We start from the raw sequence: 22,423 nt of genomic DNA, 5'->3' as shown, positions 1-22,423 counted from the left end.
GCGCCGCGCGCCCCGAACTGGACGTCTCGCCGATGGCGGTCATCGGCCGTCTCAAGCGCCTCGCCCAGCTCGTCGACGCCGAGCTGCGCCGCACGTTCAGCGTCCACGGCCTCGACGCCGCCTCGTTCGACGTGCTCGCCACGCTGCGCCGCAGCGCACCGCCGCATCGGCTCACCCCCGCCCAGCTGATGCGCTCGGCAATGGTCACCTCCGGCGCGATCACCCAGCGCCTCGACCGGCTCCAGGAGGCCGCGCTCGTCACCCGCGACCGCAGCGCGTCCGACGGCCGCGTCGTGGAGGTCGCGCTCACACCCGCAGGCCGCGACCTGATCGACCGCGTGCTGCCCGATCACCTCGCCGCCGAGCACCGGCTGCTCGCAGCGCTCGGTGACGGCGAGCGGGCGCCCTCGTCACGACGCTGCGCACACTGCTCGAATCGCTGGGCGACAGCACGAGCTGACCCGCGCACCGGTGGGGCCCCCGCCCGGTCCCCTCGCCGGGGGATGGCGGCGGGAACCGCGCATCGCATGCTGGTCTCCCGGACAGCGGCGACGGCGGTGAGGGCGTGATGGCGGCGGACAAGCAGATGACCACGGCCGAACTGGTGGTTGCCCGGCACCGTTTCGAACAGGACCAGGATGACGCCGACTACGTCGAGTACACGATCGCCAAGGAGCGGATCGGGTCGGCCCGGCGCTGGCGCCGCCACCGCAGGCGGTTCCTGCGGCTGCGCGGCTATGTCGTCACCTGAACTGCACCCCCGTCCGACCCTCGCGAGGAGAGCGGTATGCCTGCCGAACACCTGACGTTGACCCGGTTCCTCAGCGACGAGCGCTGCACCGACCACCGCTGCGACGAGGACGTGCGCACGCTCGTCATCGATGCCGCGCTGCAGTGCCGCACCATCGCCCAGCGCGTCGCGTACGGCGCGATCGACGGGGCACCGCGTGCGCTGAGCGCCGAGCGGCCGCAGCGCCGGGCACAGGGCCGGCACGTGTTGCTGTTCGAGCCGTTCGACGGTGCCGGCGCGGATGACGGCACGGGTCCTGCCGGGAGCGTGTTCTCCCTCCTGCGGAGCACGGAGCTCGTCGGGGCCGGTTACGCCGTCTACGGCCCGGCGACGGTGCTCGTCGTGTCGCTGGGTGCCGGCGTCCACGGATTCACGCTCGACCCGCAGCGCGGCGAGTTCGTGTTGACCCACCGCGGGCTGCGCATCCCCGAGGCGATCCGCGAGGTCACCATCGACGCGGCCGGGCGCGGCAGCTGGGAGCCCGCGGTGCGCCGCTACGTCGACGAGCGCGTGGCCGGCGCCACCGCCACCGTGCGCTGGTCGGGCTCGACGGCCGCGCGGACGCACCGCGTGCTCACCCGCGGCGGGGTCGCCGTCGCCGGCCGCCACGTCGGGGAGGACGCCGTGGCGTTCCTCGTCGAGCAGGCCGGGGGACGGGTGGCGCACCGCCCCGCCGCCACGATCATCGGGAACGCGGCCGAGGTGGAGCGCATCGAGCGCTACCACCGCGACGGCGTCGTCGTCCCGTTCGCCTCGCCGCTCTACGGCACCCGTGGGCTGTTCCGCACCGCCACGGCTTAGAGAAAGGGACACACCGATGACGGCACGGCATCCGATCATTGCCATCACCGGATCCTCGGGGGCGGGGACCACGTCGGTCATGCGCACCTTCGAGCAGATCTTCCGCAGGGAGCACATCGCGGCGGCCTTCGTCGAGGGCGACAGCTTCCACCGCTACGACCGCGCCCAGATGCGGGAGCGGATGGAGGTGGCGCTCGCCGAGGGCGACCACACGCTGAGCCACTTCGGGCCGGAGGCCAACCTCTTCGAGGACCTCGAGAAGCTGTTCCGCCGCTACGGCGAGGACGGCGGTGGGCAGGTGCGCAAGTACCTCCACGACGACGTCGAGGCGGCGCCCTACGGGCAGCCGCCCGGCACGTTCACGCCGTGGGAGGAGCTCCCCCGCGGCTCCGACGCGCTGTTCTACGAGGGCCTGCACGGTGGGGTCGCGACCGGCACCGTCGACGTCGCACGGCACGTCGACCTGCTGATCGGCGTGGTCCCGGTGATCAACCTGGAGTGGATCCAGAAGATCCAGCGGGACAAGTCGATGCGGGGCTACTCCACCGAGGCCGTCACCGAGACGATCCTGCGGCGGATGCCCGACTACGTGAACCACATCTGCCCGCAGTTCTCGCGCACCCACGTCAACTTCCAGCGGGTGCCGATCGTGGACACGTCCAACCCGTTCATCGCGCGGACGATCCCGACGCTCGACGAGTCGATCCTCGTGATCCGGTTCGCCGACCCCAAGGGCATCGACTTCCCGTACCTGCTGTCGATGCTGCACGACTCGTCGATGTCGCGGCCCAACACCATCATCTGCCCCGGCGGGAAGATGGACCTGGCCATGCAGCTGATCTTCACGCCGATGATCTGGCGCCTCATGGATCGCCGCCGCCAGGCCCTCGGCGTCTGACTCTCCGTAACCCCACCCCGTCGAGAACGACGTTAAGATGATCAACAGGGCCTGTGGATCATGACAACGTCGTTCTCGACGGGGTCGGGGGTTACTCGCTGCGACCCCAACCGAACTGCGGGCGGGCCAGCAGGTAGGACACGAGCAGCTCCGTGGACGCCGTGGTGTCGACGTGGGTGACGGCGTGCCACGGCCGCTGCAGCGGGGTGCCGGGCACCGGGAGCTCCACCAGTGCGCCGGTCTCGAGCTGCTGGCGCACGGCCTGGCGCGACACCAGCGTCACGCCCAGCCCGCTCGCCGCTGCGGCGACGACGGCGCCGTGCGAGCCGAGCGTCAGCTGTCGCGGCGAGGCACCGATCGCGTCGAGCAGCGCGACCGAGGTGGCCCGGATCCCCGACTCCAGCTCGCGCAGCAGCCAGGTGGCGGTGTGCGGGACGAAGCCCGCCGCGGCGGCCGGTCGTCCCACCACCACCAGCGTGTTGGGGCTGACGGCCCGCACCGTCGCGTCGAACCCGTCGGGCGGACGGCCGGCGACCACGAGATCGACCTCGTGGTGGGTCAGCATCGGCCACACCGTGCCGCGCGGGCGCACCTCCAGCCCGATCGCGACGCCGGGGTGCTCGGCGCAGAACGCCGCCAGCAGCGTCGGCACCAGGTACTCGCCCGCCGTCGTGACAGCGCCGATCCGGATCGTGCCGTGCTCGGGATCGGCCTCCCCGCGTGCGGAGAGCACCGCCTCCTCGTGCAGGCCGAGAATCCGGCGCGCGTAGTCGGCGTAGCGGGTGCCGGCGGGTGTCAGCTGCACCCCGCGGCCGGCGCGGTCCATCAGCGCGACGCCGATCTCCGCGGCCAGGGCGCTGATGGCGGACGAGATCGACGACTCCGTGACGACGAGCTGCTGCGCCGCCGCGCGGACGGACCCGGTGTCGGCCATGGCGACGAACGCGCGCAGCCGGGCGTTGGTGGTCACGGACCCAACCCGCGGGTCACAGGAAGATCCCCTCGCGCAATGCGGTGGCTACGGCCCCGCTCCGGTCGTTGACCTGCAGCTTCCGGTAGATGGAGCGCAGGTGGCTCTTGACGGTCTCGTCGCTGACGACCAGCCGCGTCGCGACGCCCCGGTTGGAGAGCCCGGCCACGATGAGCGAGAGGACCTCGCTCTCGCGGTGGGTGAGCCCGTGGCGCGCGCCCGGCCAGAACTCGTCGCTCTGCATCCGCGCCGCGGTGTCGACGGCGCGGCCCGCCAGTGTGCTGTCGATGACGGTGGCCCCGGTGTGGGCGAGCTCGAGCTGGCGCACCAGCTCGTCGCTCTTGATCTGCTTGAGCAGGTACCCCGACGCCCCCGCGCGCAGCGCCTGGAACAGGTACTGCTCGTCGTCGTAGACGCTCAGCAGCACGACCTTGCACTCCGGGTCGCGCTCGCGCAGCTTGCGGCACAGATCCAGGCCGCTGACCCCGTGCATTCGCACGTCGCACAGCACGATGTCGGGGGTGAGCGAGGCGACCACCTCGACGGCCCGTTCGGCCCCGATCGCCTCACCGACGACCCGGATGCGGCCCAGGAACGGCGCGAGCATGGCCTTGATCCCGGCGACGACCATCTCGTGGTCGTCGACGAGCACCACCCGCAGCGGCCCGTCCGACGGTGTCGTCGTCATGGCTCCTCCAATATGTCGATCAGCGATCCGTGCCGGAGCGCGATGATCGAGCTCGGAGCCCATTGTGGGGATCGGTGTCAACGTGCCTCCGCAAGCCCGGCGCGCAGCACGGCGACGCCCCCGGTCAGACCCGTCTGCAACTCGTGGTGCGCGGCCCCGACCCGTTCGGGCCGACCCCGCCACGCCATCGCGGCGGCGGTGAGCGCGCCGGTGCCCAGCAGCAGGCCGATCCGTTGCTCGGGGCACAGCCGCTGCAGGGCCCCGAGCTGCGCGGCCAGGCTGCGCAGCCCACCCGGCGGGCGGAAGACGATGCCGGCCACCGCGCCGATGCCGGACGCGCGCAGGCTGCGCAGCGTGGCCATCGCGCCGTCGACGGGGTCGTCGGCCTGGTGGGAGCGGGTGCCGGGGGCAACTGGGTCGAGTCCCAGCACGGTGGCAGCCGGGTCGACCCCGCACCGGTCGAAGGCGGCGGCCAGCGCCGCGAGGACGGCGGTGTGGCGTTGCTCGGACTCGACCAGCGGTGATCGGCCCGGCACGAACGTGGCGCAGTCGACGAGCGGGACGAGCCCGTTGCGCTGGCAGGCGGCGGCGAGCTCGGCGACGGTCCGCGCGCGGACCTGCAGCACGGTGGTGGACAGGCCCTCGGCGGCGTCGAGCCGGCAGCCGGCGAACGCGGCGCCCGCCGCGGCGTGTCGCGACAGCTCGGCGTCGCGGCCGGCGCGCTCACCGGTGCTGGCGGCTCCACGCACGCGCAACCGGACCCCGACGAGCCGCGGCGGTCCCGGGATCGGGGGGCGCGCCCCGAACCGGGCGGCGGCGGCCCGCAGCAGCTCCGGATCCACGAGCACCCCGTTGACGAGCCGGTCGAGCCCCGGCGTGGTCAGCGCCAGGTGTCGCAGCGCCCGGCACCGGTCCGCGCCCGCCGGGACCCGGGCTCGCCGCAGCACGAGCGCGAGCTCGTCGAGCGGCTGGTCCACGGCGAGCACGCCGCGGCCGTGCATGGTCAGAGCGGTCGCGATCGTGGGAAGAGCGGTCATGGCGACACCGTCATCGCGCCCACGCTCCTTGTCCTCGACCAGCACCACACCCCCTCTGCGGGGGAACCCGGGAGGGAGAACCTGTGTGACAGGCTGCCTGTGGTGTTCGGCTCACCGGCAGACCTGTCCACAATAGGTGAAGAGTGTTTATGATGGTGCACGTGAGGTGGTCATGATGCTGCCAATGGAAGCCCCCGCGAGCGAGCCGTGGGAGCCGATCGTCGATGCGATCGGTCCGAAGGTCCGCGAGGGGCGCAGCGCGCTGGGGCTTTCCCTGCAGCAGCTGGCTGCGCGCTCCGGCGTGTCCGCGGCGGCGATCCACAAGGTCGAGCGCGGCGACATGGTCCCCACCATCACCACGCTGCTGAAGCTGGCAGGCGCTCTCGGCCGTCCCATCGGTCACTTCGTCGACGACGGCACCCCGGCCGCGCCGGTGGCGATCCACGTCAGGGCTGGCTCGCGCAAGGGCGCGCCGGGTGACTGGGCGCCCACCGCGAGCGGCACCGCGGCCGAGGTCGTGGCCACCCCGAGCGAGCGGATGCGGGCCGGCGGCGTCATGGCCGTGGTCGAGCCCGGCGGCGGGAGCGGCGGCGTCCGGTCGCTGCGCGCGGGTGAGGAGCTGCTCCTCGTGCTCGAAGGTGTGCTGACCGTGGACGTGAGCGGTGAGCACTACGAGGTCGCCGCGGGCGACGTCCTCCACTATCCGACAGATCGGCCGCACGAGTGGCGCAACAACACCGCGACGCCGGCCCGGGCCGTCTGGTTCACGGTTCCGGGATGACCGCCACCGTGTCCCCGCACACCGCCACCGAGTCCCTCGCCGACATCGTCGCCTCGGTGCTGGCCAACCCCGGCCTGCGGTCCAAGGCCGAGATCGGGCTGGTGGGGGAGGTGCTCGGCGGCACCGACTGGCTCGGTGGCCCCGGCGACGACGGCGCCGTGGTCGACGCGGGCGGCACGAAGGTGGTCGGCTGCGGCGAGGCGATCTTCCCGGCGTTCGTGGCCGCCGATCCGCACGGCGCCGGCTTCGCCGCGGTGCTCACCAACGTCAACGACATGGCCGCGATGGGGGCGATCCCGCTCGGCATCGTCGACACGGTGGTCGGTTCGGTCGAGGTGGCGCGCGCCGTGCTCGCCGGGATGCGCGAGGCCTCGCAGCTCTACGACGTGCCGATCATCGGCGGCCACCTCACCGTGCACGACGGTGCGCCCGCGGTGTCGGCGTTCGGTGTCGGGCACGCACCCGTTCCGCTCTCGGTCACCAACGCGGCGCCCGGCCAGTCCCTGGTCGTGGCCGCGGCGCTGGACGGCGAGATGCGTCCCGACTTCCCCTACTTCCCGGCCTTCCGCTCGCGCGCCGAGCGCTGCGCAGGCGACGTCCGGCTGCTCGCGCAGCTCGCCGCCGACGAGATCGTGGTGGCCGCCAAGGACATCAGCATGGCCGGCCTGCTCGGCTCGCTCGCCATGCTGCTCGAGTGCGACGAGCTGGGCGTCACCGTCGATCTGGACGCGGTGCCGGCCCCGCCGGGCGTCCCGCTCACGCGCTGGCTCAACTGCTTCCCCAGCTTCGGGTTCCTGCTGTGCGTTCCGCCGGGCCGGGAAGACGCCTGCGTGGCCGCCTTCGCCGAGCGTGAGCTGACCGCCGCGGTCGTCGGCACGCTCGACGACAGCGGTGAACTCGCTGTTCGGGCCGGTGGCGAGCGCGCCACGGTGCTGCGTCTCGCCGACTTCCGGGTCACCGGTCTGCCGACGGCGAAAACCGCCCGCTGACCGACCCGCTCCCGGTGTGCGTTGACACACTCTCGACGTTCAGTATGATGGACGAGCATATCCGATAGTAGAAATTGCGGAGATGCCGACGGTCTGATCGTCGATGGTCATCCACTTGAAGGAGAGAAGCTGTGGCTCAGATTGTCGGAGAGCGCCCGAACACTGGCGACATCATCGTCGACTACGACGAGAAGCTGTTCGATGACGTCCAGGCGAACGAGGGCGAGAAGGCCTACATCTTCATGCACACCGTGCCCTTCGAGGGCTCGGTCGGCTTCGTCAACATGCTCACCGCCACCCGGATCAACCGCAAGGGCTTCGACACCAGCCTGGTGCTCTACGGGCCGGGCGTGCTGATGGCGTCGGCCACCCGTGGCTTCCCGACGGTGGGTGCCGAGGCCTTCCCGGGTCACATGAACTTCAACAACCAGCTCGGAACGTTCATGAAGGAGGGCGGCAAGGTCTACGCCTGTCGCTTCGCGATGGCCGCCCTGTACGGCATGCGCGAGTCCGACCTGATCGACGGCGTCAAGCCCATGCACCCGCTCGACGTGCTGGACGCGACGCTGACGGCTCGCCGCGAGGGCGCGCTCGTCATGCAGACCTGGACCCTCTGACCCGTCACCACCACCACGGGCGCGGGCCGGCTCTGCTGAGTCGGCCCGCACCGGTGTGCCCGCGCAACAAACGATCATCGGAGTCGAAGTTGAGCCAACCCGGCACGGCCACGGTCCCCCCAGTGCTGGTGACCGGCAACGACACCCACTCCGTCGAGTGCCGCGTCGCTTCCGGGGACGCCGACCTGGCACTGCACCACGGCATCCGCCTCGCGGTCTTCGTCCGCGAGCAGCGCGTCTTCGAGCACTCCGACCACGACAGCCACGACCAGGCCGCGTCCACGTTGCACGTGCTCGGCCTCGTCGACGGCAAGCCCGCCGGCACGGTACGGATCTTCCCGCTCGACCCCGCCGATCCGCTCGGCGACTGGCAGGGCGACCGCCTCGCGGTGCTGCCGGAGTTCCGCGCCCGCATGCTCGGCGCCCCGCTGGTGCGCTTCGCGGTGCAGACCGCGGCAGTACTCGGTGGCAGCCGCATGATCGCCCACGTGCAGCCCGCCAACCGCACGTTCTTCCGGCGGCTGGGCTGGCGGCAGATCGGCGAGCCCGAGCTCTACGTCGGCATCCCGCACCTGCCCATGGACATCGAACTGGGCATGCGTTGAGCGAGCAGACAGCACCCCGCACGGTCGTCGTCGCGCTCGGGGGGAACGCGATCACGCGCAACGGCCAGTCCGGCACGTACGAGGAGCAGCTCGAGAACGCGCTCGGCATGGCAGGCGCGGTGTGCGCGTTGCGTGCCGCGGGCTGGCGCGTGGTCATCGTGCACGGCAACGGACCGCAGGTCGGCAACCTGGCCATCCAGCAGGACGAGGCCGCGCACCGCGTGCCGCGCCTGCCCATGTTCATCCTCGATGCCATGACCGAGGGCCAGCTGGGCAGCCTGCTGACGCTGGCGCTGCACGAGGTCGGCGGGCCGGAACTGCCCGGGGTCGTCTCGATGATCACGCACGTGGTCGTCGACGGAGCCGACCCGGCGTTCGCGCGGCCCACCAAGCCCGTCGGACCGTTCATGAGCCCCGAGGAGGCGCAGCAGCGCGCCACCGAGCTCGGCTGGACCGTGGCCGAGGACTCCGGCCGCGGCTACCGCAGGCTCGTGCCGTCCCCGCAGCCCGCGCAGATCGTCGAGATCGAAGCCGTCCGTGGGCTCGTCGACCTCGGGATGATCGTGATCGCCGCCGGTGGCGGCGGGGTGCCCGTGGTCGTCGACGGCGCGCTCTACCGCGGCGTCGACGCCGTGATCGACAAGGACATCGCCGCGCAGCGGCTCGCCAGTGCGCTCGGCGCCGAGGCGCTGCTGCTCGTCACCGACATCGAGCGCGTGATGCTCGACTACGGCACCGACCGGGCGCGCTCGATCGGCACGATGAGCGTCGACGAGGCGCAGACCCACGCCGACGACGGCCAGTTCCCCGAGGGGAGCATGGGCCCGAAGGTGCGGGGCGCCATCCAGTTCCTGCGTGAAGGCGGCAGCACGGCCGTCATCACCAACGCCGCGCTCGCCGTGGCCTCGCTCAGTGGTGTCGCCGAAGCGGGCACGACCATCGTCGCCGCCCCCGCGCACCCGCCGGCCGTCTCGCCGGCCGACCATTCCCTGGGAGCCCTCACGTGATCCACGATGTCACCCTCCACCGCGACACCTACGTCGACTCGATCACCCAGCTCACGGGCACGCGAGCGCTGCTCGCCACCGAGGGCGTCGACTGGGCGGCTGCGGCCATGGCCACCCCGGCCAACCTCGAATCCCTTGCGGCACAGGGCTTCGACCTCGCGGCGTTCGACGGCTCCGGCGCCAACGACCTGTTCATCGCCATCCGCGCGGAGTCCGACGACGCCGTGTCGACGGCGCGCGACGCCGGCACCAGCGCGATGTTCGACGCGCGGGGCACCGGCGGCGGCGAGTCCGCCGCGGAGAAGCCGGCCCGCACCCAGGGCGGGGCACTGGCGCGCCAGCCCGAGTCCAACGTCGCCGTGATCTCGGTGCCCGGCGACTACGCCGCGCTCGAGGCGCACAAGGCGCTCTCGGCAGGCATGGACGTGCTGCTGTTCAGCGACAACGTGTCCGTCGAGGCCGAGATCGAGCTGAAGGACCGCGCCAACCGGCTGGGCCGCCTCGTCATGGGGCCGGGCGCGGGCACCGCGATGCTGGGCCACACCTGCCTCGGGTTCGCCAACGTGGTGAAGGAGGGCCGCATCGCGGTCGTCGCCGCCGCCGGCACGGGCGCGCAGGAGGCGGCCAGCCTCGTCGACCGCTGGGGCGTGGGTGTCTCGCACGTCATCGGGCTGGGCGGGCGCGACCTGTCGGCCGCGGTCGGCGGGCGGATGGCGCTCGCTGCGGTCAAGGCGCTCGTCGCGGACGAGGGCACCGACGTGATCCTGCTCGTCTCCAAGCCGCCTGCCGTCGAGGTGGCCCACGCGGTGGTCGAGGCCGCTGCCGGCAAGACCCTGATCGCCGCGCTGATCGGCGTGCCGGAGGACTTCTCCGCCCCCGAGGGCGTGGTCGTCACCCGCACGCTCGAGGCTGGTGCCGTCGCCGCGGTGCGCGCGGTCGGCGTCGAGGCCCCGGACGTCAGCGACGGGCTCGTCGCACGCGTGCAGGAGCTGAGCGCGGCGCTGCCGCCCGGGCGCACGCTCGTGCGCGGCCTGTTCTCCGGTGGCACGCTCTGCTACGAGTCGCTGGTGATCCTGGCCGACGTGCTCGGGCCGGTGTACTCGAACACGCCCATCGTCAAGGACCTCGCGCTGCCGGCCCCGCAGGGCGCGCACACGTGCCTGGACCTGGGCGAGGAGGAGTACACGAAGGGCCGCCCGCACCCGATGATCGACCCCGAGGCGCGCATCGAGCTGCTGCGCGAGCAGGGTGCCGACCCGTCGGTCGCAGCGATCATCATGGACGTCGTGCTCGGCTACGGCGCGCACTCCGACCCGGCCGCCGAGCTCGCTCCGATCTGTCGCGACATCATCGCGGGCGGCGGCCCGCAGGTGATCATCTACGTGCTGGGCACCGAGCAGGACCCCCAGGGCTACGAGAAGCAGAAGCGGGTGTTCACCGAGGCCGGCTGCCTGGTCACCGAGACCGCGGCCCGGGCGTCGCTCGCCGCAGCCGCGCTCGCCACCCGCAAGCCCGAGCTGGCGGCGACGGCGCTCTGATGGCAGAACGGGTCGCCCTCATCTCGCACTCCACCAAGCCGCGCGGCGGGCTCGTGCACACGTTGAGCCTGGCGGAGGAGCTGCACCGCCAGGGTGCCGACGTGCACCTGGTGGCACTGGGCGACCCGGCCGTCGGCCTGTTCCGGCCCACGGCCGTGCCGCACACGGTGCTGCCGGGACCGAGCAGCGCGGGCATGTCGCTCGACGAGAAGGTCTTCCAGTCGATCGACACGCTCGCGGGCGGGCTCGCCGGCATGGCCGATCGGTTCGACATCCTGCACACCCAGGACTGCATCGCCGCGCGCGCCGCGGCCCGGGTGCGCGACGCGGGCACGCCGGTGCAGGTGGTGCGCACCGTGCACCACGTCGACGACTTCACGACGCAGGCGCTGGTCAACTGCCAGCGCGCGGCGATCGTCGAGCCCGATCGGGTGCTCGTGGTCAGCGAGCAGTGGCGCGGGATCCTGCGCGACGAGTACGGGCGCGAGACCGAGATCGTGCCCAACGGCGTCGACGTCGACCGGTTCCCCGCCCCCGCCGAGGGCGTGGTCGCGGAGCTGCGGCGCAGCATCGGCGCCGGGCCGGGCACGTTCGTGTTCCTCGCCGTCGGCGGGGTGGAGCCCCGCAAGGGCAGCGTGCACGCGTTCCGCGCGCTGGCCCGCCTGCGCAGCGACGGCATCGACGCGAAGCTGGCCGTGGTCGGCGGGCACTCCTACCAGGACTACACCGCCTACCGCGACGCTGCGCTCGCGTCGCTGCCGCAGATGGGTCTGACGCTCGGGGACGACGTCGTCCTGCTCGGCACCGTCACCGAGGATCAGCTGGCCGGCTGGTACCACGCCGCCGACGCGCTCTGCTTCCCTTCGGTGAAGGAGGGCTGGGGGCTCGTCGTGCTGGAGGCGATGGGCGCCGGGCTGCCGGTGATCGCCTCGGACCTGCCCGTCTTCGGCGAGTACCTGGTGGACGGGGAGAGCGCGCTGCTGCCGCCGGTCGCCGACGACGTGGCGCTGGCCGGGGCGATGCGCCGGCTCGTCACCGACGCCGACCTGCGGGTACGGCTGGTGGCGGGCGGTGCCGCTGTGGTGCCGCGGTTCACCTGGGAGGCGAGCGCGAAGCGGCACCAGGAGATCTACGCGGACATCCGCTCCTCCCGGTGAACTAGGGTTGGGAGCGGGGTCGAACGGAGGAGGGCCACGTGGAGGGCACCACCGAGCTCGACCGGCTGCGGGCCCGGATCCGGCAGGAGCAGCGGCTGCTGGTGGCGTTCTCCGGCGGTGTCGACTCCGCGCTGGTCGCCGCCGTCGCCGCGCAGGAGCTGGGCAGCGCCGCCGTGGCCGTCACCGCCGTGTCGGCGAGCCTGCCGGTCGCGGAGCGCCGCGCCGCCGCCGCGTTCGCCCGGTCCACGGGCATCCGCCACGTCGAGGTCTGCACCGACGAGCTGGAGCGGCCCGAGTACATCGCCAACAGCGGTGATCGCTGCTTCCACTGCAAGTCCGCGCTGCTCGACGCCCTGGTGCCGCTCGCGGAGCTGGCCGGCGCGGCGATCGCGCTCGGCACCAACGTCGACGACCTCGGTGACCACCGTCCCGGCCAGCGCGCCGCGGTGGCGCGGGGAGCCATCGCCCCGCTCGTCGACGCCGGGTTGGGCAAGGACGCGGTGCGCCGGGTCAGCGCAGCGCTGGGGCTCGCGACCGCGGCCAAGCCTGCCGCGGCGTGCCTGTCGTCGCGGGTGGCCTACGGCGATCCGGTCACGCGCGAGGTGCTCGCGCGCATCGAGGCCGCCGAGGACGCGCTGCACGCGCTGGGCTTCCCGGTCTGCCGGGTCCGCGCGCACGCCGGCGGCACCGTGGCCCGCATCGAGCTGCCCGCGGCCGACCTGGACCGTGCACTGGACCTGCGGGTCGAGCTGGACGCCGCCGTGCTGGGCGCGGGGTTCGAGTTCTGCGCGGTCGACCTGCAGGGCTTCCGTAGCGGGCGGATGAACGTGCTGCTGGGTGTGCCGAGCGTGGCCGGCAGGTGAGCGAACCGGGTTTCACCGACCTCGGGTGGGCCCGCCCGGACACCGCACGGGAGGCCCGGCTCGGGCTGCCCGAGGTCGTGTACGGGCCGGGGAAGTCGGTCGAGCAGATCGTCGGGATCGTCGCCACGCTGCTGGCCGAGAACACCGGTCCGGTGCTGGTCACGCGCGTGGAGCCGGATGCCGCCGCCGCGGTGCTCGCGAGGGTGCCGGGCGGGGTCCACGATCCCGAGGCGCGGCTGCTGGTGTGGCGTCGCGCCGCCGCGGTCGGGTTCGCGCTGGCCGTGGTCGCCGCCGGCACGGCCGACGGCGCGGTGGCCGCGGAGGCCGCCGCCGTCGCGACCGCGGTGGGGCTGACCGTCACGCGCATCAGCGACGTCGGGGTGGCGGGCGTGCACCGGCTGCTGGCCGAGCAGGAGCGGCTGGCCGCGGCCGACGCCGTGATCTGCATCGCGGGCATGGAGGGCGCGCTGCCCAGCGTCGTCGGCGGGCTGGTGGGCTGCCCGGTGATCGCGGTGCCGACGTCGGTGGGCTACGGCGCCACGTTCGAGGGGGTGACGGCGCTGCTGGCGATGTTGAGCTCGTGCGCCACCGGGATCGTCGTGGTCAACATCGACTCCGGGTTCAGCGCGGCGATGGCGGCCTTCCGGATGGCGCACACGTGAGCACGCTCTGGCTCAACCCGGCCACCGGGATCTCCGGCGACATGCTGCTCGGGGCCCTGCTCGACCTGGGCGCGCCGCTCGACGGGGTGCGCGCCGCCGTCGCCGCCACCGGGCTGACCGGGTGGGGCCTCGACGTCGAGCAGGTCACCCGTGGCGTCCTGCGCGCCACGCGCGCGGTGGTGACCGTGACCGACACCGCCACCGAGCGCCACGCGTCGCAGCTGCTGGAGATGATCGCGCTGGCGCACCCGGCTCCCGTCGCCGCCCTGGCCGCGCGGGCCGTCACGGCGATCGCGACGGTGGAGGCAGCGCTGCACGGTGCCCCCGTCGCGAGCGTGCACCTGCACGAGATCGGCGGCCACGACACGGTCGTCGACACCGTCGGGGTGGCCGCGGCGCTGCACCTGCTGGGCGTCACCGAGGTGGTGTGCGGCCCGCTGGCCATGGGGTCGGGCACGATCCGCACGAGCCACGGCGTCCTGCCGCTCCCGGCGCCCGCGACCGCGGCGCTGCTGGCGCGGGCCGGCGCGACCGTCGCGCCGTCGGACATCGCGGGGGAGACCGTCACCCCCACCGGCATCGCGCTGCTGCTCGCCGCGGACGCGCGCTTCGGCCCGCTGCCGGCGGTCACGGTCACCGGCGCCGGCTACGGCGCGGGCGGTCGTGACGTGCCGGACCGGCCGAACGTGCTGCAGGCGCTGCTCGGGGAGCGGTCCGGGCAGCTGCAGGAGCTGCTGCTGCTCGAGACGAACGTCGATGACGTCACCGGCGAGGTGCTGGGCCACCTGCTCGGCCTGCTGTTGACCGCGGGCGCCGCGGACGCCTGGATCACCCCGATCGTCATGAAGAAGGGCCGCCCCGCCCACACCGTGCACGTGCTGGTCGACGCCGCGGGCGCCGCGGCCTGCGAGCGGATCGTGCTGGCCGAGACCGGGACGCTCGGGATCCGCCGCACCCCGGTGCAGCGCCACGCGCTGCCCCGCGAGACGTCGACCGTGACGGTGGGCGGCCACGAGATCCGCCTCAAGCACGGCCCGCACGGCGTCAAACCCGAGCACGACGACGTCGCCGCGGCAGCGGCAGCCCTGGACCTCCCGCTGCGCGAGGTGGCGGCCCAGGCCCGCCGAGCCGGCTCACGCACACCGTGAGGGGTTCACGCACACCGTCAACGATGTGCGTGACCCCCGCACGGTGTGCGTCAGCTCAGACCGCGACGATCTCCACTTCCGGGTTCGTCGTGAGGGTGCGGGTCACGTAGCAGACCCGTTCGGCCACCTTCATCAGTTTGGCCAGTTCCTCACCTTCGGGTGAGGTCGCCCGCACCTCGACCCGGATCTTCGAGAACCGCGGGCCGTCGTAGGTGCCGGTGGCCTCCACGTCGAGGTCGCCCAGCTCGATGCCGCGCTTGTTCGCGCTGTAGGCCATCGCGATGGTGAAGCACGAGGCCACCGAGGCCAGCAGCACCTCGGTGGGCTGGGGTCCCTTGCCCGTGCCGCCGGGCACCGACTCCGGTTCGTCGACGATCATCTCGAACTCGCCCGCGGTGACGACGGCCCGCAGACCGCCGTCCCAGCGGGCCTGGACGCTGCGCTGATGGGGATGGCCGCTGGTCTCATTGCCCATGTTCATTCCTCCGTACGGTCGGTGCAACAGCTGTGCAACCGCGGTGCGAGACGGTGCGATGCATCACACGCCGATCTGTCGGGAGTTGCGATGACCGCCGCCCATGCCCGCACCCTCTGTTGTCGCGACTGCCCGGCTCCGGCCACGCACGCAGCACATCATGACCGTCTGCTGCTCGTCGACGTCGACTCCGACGAGCTGCTCGCCCTGCTCGAGATGGCCGTGACCTGGCACGAGCTGGACTACAGCGACTGCGACGTCGTCGGCCCCGCCGGCTGGCAGATGTTCGCCGAGTCGCACTCCTGGTCCGACCCGGACAAGGCGCAGCGGGCGTTCAGCCTCGCGCTCGACATCGTCGGTCGTACGATCGTGGAACCGGTACAGCGAACCGAGCCTGCCGCGGTGATCCGGCTCGTCCGTTCCTGATCGCTGACCGGTGATGCCCACGTATCGGATAGTAGACGCCATCAAGCAAGGTGGAACCGTGCCCGCGTTCCTCGATCTTCCCGACCGCCCGTCCAAGCCGCGCCGGACGGGGTTGACCCACGTGATCGACCCCGGTGCGGGTCGACTCGCCACGGCCGATCTGCTCGACTCCGCCGCGGCCCACATCGACATCTGGAAGGTCGGCTGGGGCACGGCGTACGTCGACTCGACGCTGCCGTCCAAGCTCGAGCTGCTCGCGAACAACGACATCGTCACCTGCCTCGGTGGCACGTTGCTGGAGATCGCCTGGGCGCAGGGCCGCGCCGTCGAGTGCCTGGCGTGGGCGCGCGACGTCGGGTTCTCCCACGTCGAGGTCTCCCGCGGCACCGTCGCGATGGACCGCCGCGAGAAGCGGGAGCTGATCGAGCGCGCGGCCGCCGACTTCGTCGTGCTGGCCGAGACCGGGGCCAAGGCTCCCGGGGAGCAGTTCGCCGCCCGGCAGTGGCCCGCCGAGTGCAAGGCCGACCTGGAGGCCGGGGCGAGCCTGGTCGTCACCGAGGGCCGCCAGAGCGGCACCGTCGGCACGTTCGACGCGTCCGGTCGCGTCCGCCCCGACGTCGTCGAGGCCGTGGTGGCCGCGGTGGGCGTCGACAAGGTCGTCTTCGAGGCCCCGCAGTCGTCGCAGCAGGCGTGGTTCATCCGCCGCTTCGGGCCCGCGGTCAACCTGGGCAACGTGGCGCTCGCCGACGTCCTGTCGGTGGAGACGCTGCGGCTGGGCCTGCGCTCGGACACGGCGGCCGTCGACCGGCGGGAGAGCGAAGGCCTGGGATGACAGGGTCCGGGATGAGAGGTCCCAACCTCGTTCCCAACCGCTACCGGGGCGTGTCGGTGGCGGCGTTGCCGCCCGAGGTCGGGCTCGACGAGGTCTCGCTCAAGGAGCACTTCCTGGGCCGGGAGGCTTACCGGCGGACGCGGTTCGTTGTTGCCCGCAGCGGCACCGACATGGCACTGCTGTACGTCGCCCGCGCCTCGGAGATGGCCCTGTTCTCCGCCATCACCTCGGTGGACCTGATCGCCGGTCCCGAGGACTGCGCCTTCGTGTACGACCCCGAGGCCGACACCGGGATCCCGTCGGACCTGGCGCGGGTGGCCCGCGAGCAGGCGCCCGGCGTCTACGCGGTGGCCGTGCAGGGCCGCTACGCCCACGTCAGCATCATCGTCGACCCCCAGCCGCTGCGGGTGGTCGTGCACGAGGTGGTGCCGCCGGAGCCCGCGAAGCTGCTCGACCAGGCCCGCCGGGTGCTGGCCGTCTCCGAGGAGCTGCCGCCGATCGAGCTGGTGGGGGAGCTGACGAACCTCGCCGACATGGCCGCGTCGCTGCCCAGCGAGCACTACCTGCTGCCGTGCCGGGGTTCCGGCGGCGAGGTGCCCGGCGCCGAGGTGTCCTACCTCGACGAGCACCCGCCGAAGGTCGACTGGACGCTGTTGGGCTGCGCGCGCTCGCAGCAGATCCACCGCCACTTCTATGGCGAGGACCCGCCCACCGTCGACTTCTGCCCGAAGAAGCGTGCCGTCGTGCCGGGCACGCGGCTGCTGACGAAGTGCTGCCTGCAGGAGGAGCACGTGGAGTCCGGACCCGGCTGGGTGTCGGTGCCGTGGGGTTCCTCGCTCGACCACGTCCGCGAGGCGCTGAACCTCCTCGTCGCGCAGGAGGAGCCGGCATGGGCACCCGTCTGAGCTCGTCGCGCATGTACGCCCACCTGTGGGGCACCCCGGAGCTCGACGGGGTGTTCGAGGAGCGCGCGATGCTCCAGACCTGGCTCGACGTACTGGCCGCGCTCGCGCGCGCGCAGTCCGCGCTCGGGATCGTGCCGACGGCGGCCGCCGAGGCGATCGGCGGCGTGCGGGTGGAGTCGCTGGACCTGGAGTACATCGCCGAGCAGACCCGCGTCACGTCGCACTCGACGCTCGGGCTGATCCGCGGCCTGCAACGGGTGCTCCCCGCCGACGTGCGCGAGCACGTCTACGTCGGGGCGACGGTGCAGGACATCTCCGACACGTGGTTCGGCATCGTCATGCGCGACGTCGGCGCCGTGGTGCAGCGCGACCTGACGGCGCTTCGTGAGCGGTTGCTGGACCTGGCCGCGAAGCACCGCGACACCGTGATGGCGGGGCGCACCCACGGCCAGCCCGGCGCGCCCATCACGTTCGGGTTCAAGGTCGCGACCTGGGCCGACGAGGTCGGCCGCCACCTGGACCGGCTCGCGGAGGGCTCCTACCGGTGGGAGGTCGGACAGCTCGCCGGTGCGGTGGGTGCGCTGGCGTTCTTCGGCGCCGACGGTCCGGCGTTGCGCGCGCGGTTCTGCGCCGAGCTGGGCCTGATCGACCCGGGCGTCTCCTGGCTCACCTCGCGCGACCGGGTGGCGGAGTTCGGCAGCACGCTGGCGATGGTCTGCGGCACGCTCGCGCGCATCGGCACCGAGGTCTACGAGCTGGCGCGCCCCGAGATCGGGGAGCTGGCCGAGGCCGCGCCGAGCGGCGCCGTCAGCTCGATCACGATGCCGCACAAGCGCAACCCCGAGGGCAGCGAGCACCTCGACACGCTGGCCCGGCTGGCGCGCTCGAGCGCCGCGGTGCTGGTGGAGGGCATGGTCGCGGGTCACGAGCGCGATGGCCGGGCCTGGAAGGCCGAGTGGATCGCGCTGCCCGAGGTCTGCCAGCTCGCCGGGGCGGCGCTGCGGATCGGGCTCGCGCTCGTCGACGGCCTGGAGGTGCACCCGGACGCGATGGCGGCCAACGTCGCGCGGTTCGGGGCCGGGCTGGGCTCGGAGCGGGTGCTGGCCGGCCTCACGTCGAAGATCGGCAAGCACCGGGCGCAGCAGGTGCTGCACGAGGTGCTGCGCGAGGAGGGCACCGACCTGGCCACGGGGCTGGTGGAGCGCGGCGTCGCCACGGCGGCCGAGGTGCGCGACTGGGCGACGGGTCCGGCCGTGGATGCCGCCGCGGCGATGGTGGACGCGGTGCTGGCCCGCGCCGGGCGTGCGGGGTGAGCGGCTCTCCCGATGGCAGGAAAGCCACTTTCCCGCAACGTGGTTGCGGGAAAGTGGCTTTCCTGCAACCCCGGTTCCCGCTCGCGCAGCTCCCCACCCCCCTGCACCGCGCCCACCGCCTCGAGGCCGCGCTCGGCGTCGGACCGCTGCTGCTCAAGCGCGACGACCTGATCGGCTTCGGGCTCGCCGGCAACAAGACCCGGCCGCTGGAGTTCCTGCTCGGCGCCGCCCGCGCCGAGGGTGCCGATGTCTTCGTGACGGGCGGGGGACCCGGTTCCAACTTCTGCCCCGCCGCCGCCATGGCGGCCCGTGCCGCCGGCCTGGACTGCGAGCTGGTGGTCTGGGGAGACCCTGCCGGCGCCCCCAACCTCGCGCTGGCCGTCGCCGCGGGCGCCACCCTGATCCCGACGGGCGACACGAACCGCGAGGCCGTCGACGTGCTGGTGGCCGAGCGGGCCGCCACGCTGCGGGCGGCCGGGCGTCGTCCCTACGCCGTGCCCCGCGGCGGCTCCACGGCGCTGGGCGCTGTCGGGTTCGCCGCCGCCGCGGTGGAGCTGGCCCAGCAGCTGGACGAGGAGCCCGCCCTCATCGTCCTGGCCGTCGGCTCGGGCGGCAGCAGCGCCGGGCTGATGGCCGGGCTCGCTGCCGCCGGGCTGGACACGCCGGTGCTCGGCGTCTCCGTCAGCCGCCCGCCCGCCGAGATCGCCGCGCACGTGCAGGAGCTGGCCGCCGGCTGTGCGGCGCTGCTGGGTACACCCGCGCCGCGCGCCCCCGAGATCATCGACGCCCGCGGCCCCGGCTTCGGCACGGCGACGCGCCGCGAGCGCGAGCGGGCCCGGCTCGCCCTGCACACCGAGGGGCTGCTCCTCGACGAGACCTACGGCGCCGAGGCCTTCTCGGCGGCCGTCGACCAGCTGGAAGCGGGGTCGGGCCCGGTTCTCTACTGGCACACCGGCGGCCTCCTCCCCGCCACGACGAGCATCATGAAGGGCACCACATGACCCGGCGTACCCGACCGGAGGGCTTCCCCCAGGGCGGTCCCGCACCGGAACTGATCGACTCCGGGTTCGCGCTCGAGAACGCCGACGCGAGCTTCCTGCACCGCGGCCTCAACCTCGCCGACCTCGCGCACGTGCTCGACCTGGCGCGGCGCTCCATCGTGCCGCCGGACGCGCAGAAGGCGCTGCTCACGCTCCTGCTGGAGGTCGCGAAGGTCGCACCGGAGGACTTCCCCTACGACCCGATGAACGGCGAGCCGTACAACTCGCGCGAGAAGTACTTCGTCTCCCGCATCGGTGACGTGGCCGGCTGGCTGCACGCCGGGCGTCCCCGCCGGGAGGCCGCACGCGTCGCGCTGCGGCTGCACCTGCGTCGCCAGCTCACGGAGCTGGTCGCCGAGACGGCGCGCTTCGCCACCGAGGCCACCGCGCGCGCCGCGGAGCACGCCGAGACGCTGCTGCCCGACCAGACCTACCTGCAGCAGGCGCAGCCCTCGACGTTCGGTCACTACCTGCTCAGCTTCGTCTACCCCGCGGTCCGCGACGCGCGGCGGCTGCTCGACGAGCTGGAGTGGGTGGACTGCAGCCCGGGCGGCGCCGGCTGCGTCAACGGCACCCGGCTGCTGGAGGACCGCGGCCCGATCGCCGCCGCGCTGGGCTTCGAGGGCGTCATCCCGCACACGCGCGACGCGATGTGGCAGGTCGACGGGCTCGTCCACATCCTCGCCACCGCGGCGAGCCTGCTGTCCAACTTCTCGAAGCTCTCGGAGGACCTGGAGATCTTCTCCTCCAGCGAGTTCGACTTCGTCGACCTCGACGACTCGTTCACCCGCTCGTCGATCCTGATGCCCAACAAGCGCAACCCGTACGCGCTGGCCATCGTGCGCGGCGCCTCTGGCGTCCTGATCGGACGGTTGACCGGCTTCCTCGCCGTGACGAAGAGCCCGTCGGCGCGCAGCGACAACCTGATCTTCGCCTACGGCGAGGTGCCGCGGGCGCTGGAGCTGGCCGTCAAGATCACCCGCCTGATGACGGGCGTGGTGCGCACGCTGCGGGTCAACGCCGTGCGGATGCGCGAGGAGCTCGACCGCGGCTACACCCAGGCCACCGACCTCGCCGAGCACCTCGTGCAGCGCCTCGGGGTCGACTACCGCACGGCCTACGTGGTGGTCGGCAACACGGTGCGCGCGGCGGCGCGGGCCGGCATCCCGGGTGGCGAGATCACCGGCGCGATGATCGACGATGCTGCGCTCGCGCACGTCGGCCATTCCTGGGGCCTGACCGGCACCGATCTGTCCGATGTGCTCGACCCGTGGCAGATCGTGCTCTCCCGCAAGGCCGAAGGTGGTGCCGAGCCGGCCGCGCTGGCCCGCATGGTGGACGATCTGGGCCGGTCCGCCGTCGATCTGGACGTCCGCGCACAGGCGCGGATCGACGAGTACGACCGCGCCGAGGAAGCATTGCTCGACACGGCGCGCAAAGCAGCCGTCTGACGGTTCCGTCCCGAATCGCAATATGGTAGAAATACGTGTCGTATAGTGAACGCCCGACTCTGGAAGTAGGTTCCGACGTGCCCCTCAAGACTGTGATCATCGGTGGGGGAGCTGCCGGGCTCGGGTCAGCGGGCGGGGTGAAGGCGTCCGATCCCGGCGCCGACGTCGTCGTCTACACGCAGTACGAGGACGTGGCCTACAGCCCCTGCGGCATTCCCTACGTGCACGGCGGCGAGATCCCCGACTTCGAGCGCCTCTTCCTGGCCGGCAAGCAGGCCTACGTGGACGCCGGTATCGACGTGCACTACGAGACCGAGGTGACCGCGATCGACACCGCGGCCAAGACGGTCACGGTGGCGGGCGAGGGCGATGTCTCCTACGACAACCTGATCATCGCCACCGGCTGGAACTACGCCGACCCCGGCGTGCCGGGCGGCGACCTGGCCGGGCTGTACTACGTCAAGAACATCCGCAAGGCCATGGAGTGGGACAAGGTCATCTCCGAGACGAAGAGCGCGGTGGTCGTCGAGGCCGGCCCGCTCGGCCTGGAGATGGTCACCGCGCTCGCGCACCGCGGCGTGGAGACCCACCTGATCGACCCCAACCCGTACGCGCTGTCGATGATGGCCGACGCGGACATCATGGAGCCGGTCGAGGAGTCCTGGCGCGAGCTGGGCGTGCACCTGCACTTCAACACGACGCTCGAGGAGTTCCTCGGCGACGACAAGGGCCACGTGCGGGGCGTCAAGACCTCCGGGGGCGAGATCGCCGCCGACCTCGTGGTCATCTCCACGCACAAGACGCCGGAGAACAAGCTGGCCGCGGCGGCCGGGCTCAAGCTCGGCTCCACCGGCGGCATCATCGTCGACGACCACATGAAGACCTCGGCCCCCAACGTCTGGGCCGCGGGCGACGCCTGCGAGATCCCGCACGGCCTGACCCGCACCCCGCTGCAGGGCCTGACCGGCTCGCACGCGTACGCGCAGGGCAAGACGGCGGGCACCAACGCCGGTGGTGGCGACCGCGCCTACCGGGCCGTCTACGTGCCGTGGGGCACGCCTGCCGGCAAGTGGGTGATCGGTGGGGCGTCGTTCGGCGAGACCACCGCCACCGCGCTGGGCATCCCGTACGTGCTGGGTGTGGCCCAGGGCATCTCGCGCGCCCGCTACTACCCGGGCGTCAAGACCATCAAGGTGAAGTTGCTGGCCGAGCCCGGCACGCTGCGCCTGATCGGCGCGCAGATGATCGGCGGCGGCGAGGGCATCAAGGAGCGCGCGGACTTCCTCGCGCAGGCCATCCGCTTCGGCATGACGCTGCATGACCTGTCGACGATGGAGAACGTCTACTCTCCCGCCATCGGCGCGCTCAACGAGCCGATCGTCGTCGCCGCCACCAACGGCGTCAACGAAGCCAAGAAGAAGGGCTGAGCC

25 protein-coding genes are annotated in these 22,423 nt (G+C 72.7%); 21 read left to right on the top strand and 4 right to left on the bottom strand.

Features of this window, described 5'->3' with window-relative positions; all coding sequences use genetic code 11:
• Positions 1–32 precede the first annotated feature (32 nt).
• Genes ACFPFQ_RS27970 through ACFPFQ_RS27955 form a run of 4 tightly spaced genes read left to right on the top strand, consistent with a single transcriptional unit; the run spans position 33 to position 2,489 of the window.
• Positions 33–569 carry a MarR family winged helix-turn-helix transcriptional regulator gene (locus ACFPFQ_RS27970; RefSeq protein ID WP_379624038.1) on the top strand — a complete coding sequence of 179 codons (537 nt, stop codon included), beginning with the start codon at positions 33–35 and terminating at the stop codon, positions 567–569.
• 17 nt (positions 570–586) lie between these two features.
• On the top strand, positions 587–751 hold the full coding sequence (locus ACFPFQ_RS27965; protein ID WP_379624036.1) for a hypothetical protein: 165 nt from the start codon (positions 587–589) through the stop codon (positions 749–751).
• A 36-nt stretch (positions 752–787) separates the two neighbouring features.
• Complete coding sequence (locus tag ACFPFQ_RS27960) at positions 788–1,591, top strand: hypothetical protein (protein WP_379624034.1); 804 nt, start codon at positions 788–790, stop codon at positions 1,589–1,591.
• A gap of 16 nt (positions 1,592–1,607) precedes the next feature.
• On the top strand, positions 1,608–2,489 hold the full coding sequence (locus ACFPFQ_RS27955) for a phosphoribulokinase (protein WP_379624032.1): 882 nt from the start codon (positions 1,608–1,610) through the stop codon (positions 2,487–2,489).
• 91 nt (positions 2,490–2,580) lie between these two features.
• Here ACFPFQ_RS27955 and ACFPFQ_RS27950 read toward each other — a convergent pair whose 3' ends face one another.
• The 3 genes from ACFPFQ_RS27950 to ACFPFQ_RS27940 form a co-directional block, all read right to left on the bottom strand.
• The gene (locus ACFPFQ_RS27950; RefSeq protein ID WP_379624030.1) at positions 2,581–3,459 is read right to left on the bottom strand and encodes a LysR family transcriptional regulator; all 879 of its coding nucleotides are present in this window, start codon (positions 3,457–3,459) and stop codon (positions 2,581–2,583) included.
• Between the two features lie 16 nt (positions 3,460–3,475).
• Positions 3,476–4,147 carry a response regulator gene (locus ACFPFQ_RS27945; RefSeq protein WP_379624028.1) on the bottom strand — a complete coding sequence of 224 codons (672 nt, stop codon included), beginning with the start codon at positions 4,145–4,147 and terminating at the stop codon, positions 3,476–3,478.
• A 77-nt stretch (positions 4,148–4,224) separates the two neighbouring features.
• Complete coding sequence (locus ACFPFQ_RS27940) at positions 4,225–5,184, bottom strand: class I fructose-bisphosphate aldolase (protein WP_379624026.1); 960 nt, start codon at positions 5,182–5,184, stop codon at positions 4,225–4,227.
• 184 nt (positions 5,185–5,368) lie between these two features.
• Here ACFPFQ_RS27940 and ACFPFQ_RS27935 point away from each other — a divergent pair, with 184 nt between their 5' ends.
• The 10 genes from ACFPFQ_RS27935 (at position 5,369) to larC (ending at position 14,551) form a co-directional block, all read left to right on the top strand.
• Positions 5,369–5,965, top strand: a complete 597-nt coding sequence (locus tag ACFPFQ_RS27935) for a helix-turn-helix domain-containing protein (RefSeq protein WP_379624024.1) — start codon at positions 5,369–5,371, stop codon at positions 5,963–5,965.
• Complete coding sequence (locus ACFPFQ_RS27930) at positions 5,962–6,954, top strand: AIR synthase related protein (RefSeq protein WP_379624022.1); 993 nt, start codon at positions 5,962–5,964, stop codon at positions 6,952–6,954. The genes ACFPFQ_RS27935 and ACFPFQ_RS27930 overlap by 4 nt, the downstream gene beginning before the upstream one ends.
• Positions 6,955–7,085: 131 nt before the next feature.
• Positions 7,086–7,571: an MSMEG_0572/Sll0783 family nitrogen starvation response protein gene (locus tag ACFPFQ_RS27925; RefSeq protein ID WP_379624021.1), complete on the top strand. Its 486-nt coding sequence runs from the start codon at positions 7,086–7,088 to the stop codon at positions 7,569–7,571.
• Positions 7,572–7,699: 128 nt separating this feature from the next.
• The gene (locus tag ACFPFQ_RS27920; RefSeq protein WP_379624019.1) at positions 7,700–8,176 is read left to right on the top strand and encodes an MSMEG_0567/Sll0786 family nitrogen starvation N-acetyltransferase; all 477 of its coding nucleotides are present in this window, start codon (positions 7,700–7,702) and stop codon (positions 8,174–8,176) included.
• Entirely contained in the window at positions 8,173–9,183 is a 1,011-nt protein-coding gene (locus ACFPFQ_RS27915; RefSeq protein WP_379624017.1) for a carbamate kinase, read from the top strand. Before ACFPFQ_RS27920 ends, ACFPFQ_RS27915 begins: the two co-directional genes overlap by 4 nt.
• Positions 9,180–10,721, top strand: coding sequence for a protein FdrA (locus tag ACFPFQ_RS27910; protein ID WP_379624015.1), 1,542 nt, complete (start codon positions 9,180–9,182; stop codon positions 10,719–10,721). The genes ACFPFQ_RS27915 and ACFPFQ_RS27910 overlap by 4 nt, the downstream gene beginning before the upstream one ends.
• Entirely contained in the window at positions 10,721–11,878 is a 1,158-nt protein-coding gene (locus tag ACFPFQ_RS27905) for an MSMEG_0565 family glycosyltransferase (RefSeq protein ID WP_379624013.1), read from the top strand. Before ACFPFQ_RS27910 ends, ACFPFQ_RS27905 begins: the two co-directional genes overlap by 1 nt.
• A 38-nt stretch (positions 11,879–11,916) precedes the next feature.
• Entirely contained in the window at positions 11,917–12,741 is an 825-nt protein-coding gene (gene larE / locus ACFPFQ_RS27900; protein WP_379624011.1) for an ATP-dependent sacrificial sulfur transferase LarE, read from the top strand.
• Positions 12,738–13,403 carry a nickel pincer cofactor biosynthesis protein LarB gene (larB, locus tag ACFPFQ_RS27895; protein ID WP_379624008.1) on the top strand — a complete coding sequence of 222 codons (666 nt, stop codon included), beginning with the start codon at positions 12,738–12,740 and terminating at the stop codon, positions 13,401–13,403. Before larE ends, larB begins: the two co-directional genes overlap by 4 nt.
• The gene (gene larC, locus ACFPFQ_RS27890; protein ID WP_379624006.1) at positions 13,400–14,551 is read left to right on the top strand and encodes a nickel pincer cofactor biosynthesis protein LarC; all 1,152 of its coding nucleotides are present in this window, start codon (positions 13,400–13,402) and stop codon (positions 14,549–14,551) included. Before larB ends, larC begins: the two co-directional genes overlap by 4 nt.
• A gap of 55 nt (positions 14,552–14,606) precedes the next feature.
• Here the strand turns inward: larC and ACFPFQ_RS27885 are convergent, their stop codons facing one another.
• Positions 14,607–15,026: an OsmC family protein gene (locus tag ACFPFQ_RS27885; protein WP_379624004.1), complete on the bottom strand. Its 420-nt coding sequence runs from the start codon at positions 15,024–15,026 to the stop codon at positions 14,607–14,609.
• A gap of 90 nt (positions 15,027–15,116) precedes the next feature.
• On the opposite strand from ACFPFQ_RS27885, the gene ACFPFQ_RS27880 reads away from it, so the two are divergent.
• The 7 genes from ACFPFQ_RS27880 (at position 15,117) to ACFPFQ_RS27850 (ending at position 22,420) form a co-directional block, all read left to right on the top strand.
• Positions 15,117–15,452: a hypothetical protein gene (locus ACFPFQ_RS27880; protein WP_379624002.1), complete on the top strand. Its 336-nt coding sequence runs from the start codon at positions 15,117–15,119 to the stop codon at positions 15,450–15,452.
• A 58-nt stretch (positions 15,453–15,510) separates the two neighbouring features.
• Positions 15,511–16,284: a phosphosulfolactate synthase gene (locus ACFPFQ_RS27875; RefSeq protein WP_379624000.1), complete on the top strand. Its 774-nt coding sequence runs from the start codon at positions 15,511–15,513 to the stop codon at positions 16,282–16,284.
• Between the two features lie 11 nt (positions 16,285–16,295).
• Entirely contained in the window at positions 16,296–17,189 is an 894-nt protein-coding gene (locus tag ACFPFQ_RS27870) for a DUF7714 family protein (RefSeq protein WP_379623998.1), read from the top strand.
• The gene (locus ACFPFQ_RS27865; protein WP_379623996.1) at positions 17,174–18,502 is read left to right on the top strand and encodes a class-II fumarase/aspartase family protein; all 1,329 of its coding nucleotides are present in this window, start codon (positions 17,174–17,176) and stop codon (positions 18,500–18,502) included. Before ACFPFQ_RS27870 ends, ACFPFQ_RS27865 begins: the two co-directional genes overlap by 16 nt.
• 53 nt (positions 18,503–18,555) lie before the next feature.
• Entirely contained in the window at positions 18,556–19,503 is a 948-nt protein-coding gene (locus ACFPFQ_RS27860) for a 1-aminocyclopropane-1-carboxylate deaminase/D-cysteine desulfhydrase (RefSeq protein ID WP_379623994.1), read from the top strand.
• Complete coding sequence (locus tag ACFPFQ_RS27855) at positions 19,500–20,993, top strand: argininosuccinate lyase (RefSeq protein WP_379623992.1); 1,494 nt, start codon at positions 19,500–19,502, stop codon at positions 20,991–20,993. Before ACFPFQ_RS27860 ends, ACFPFQ_RS27855 begins: the two co-directional genes overlap by 4 nt.
• Positions 20,994–21,070: 77 nt before the next feature.
• On the top strand, positions 21,071–22,420 hold the full coding sequence (locus ACFPFQ_RS27850; protein ID WP_379623990.1) for an FAD-dependent oxidoreductase: 1,350 nt from the start codon (positions 21,071–21,073) through the stop codon (positions 22,418–22,420).
• Positions 22,421–22,423: the final 3 nt, after the last annotated feature.

The sequence above is a fragment of the Pseudonocardia sp. GCM10023141 genome (assembly GCF_042653605.1).
The sequence above is the reverse complement of the archived record's forward strand: the minus strand, read 5'-3'. Positions and strand labels throughout refer to the sequence as shown.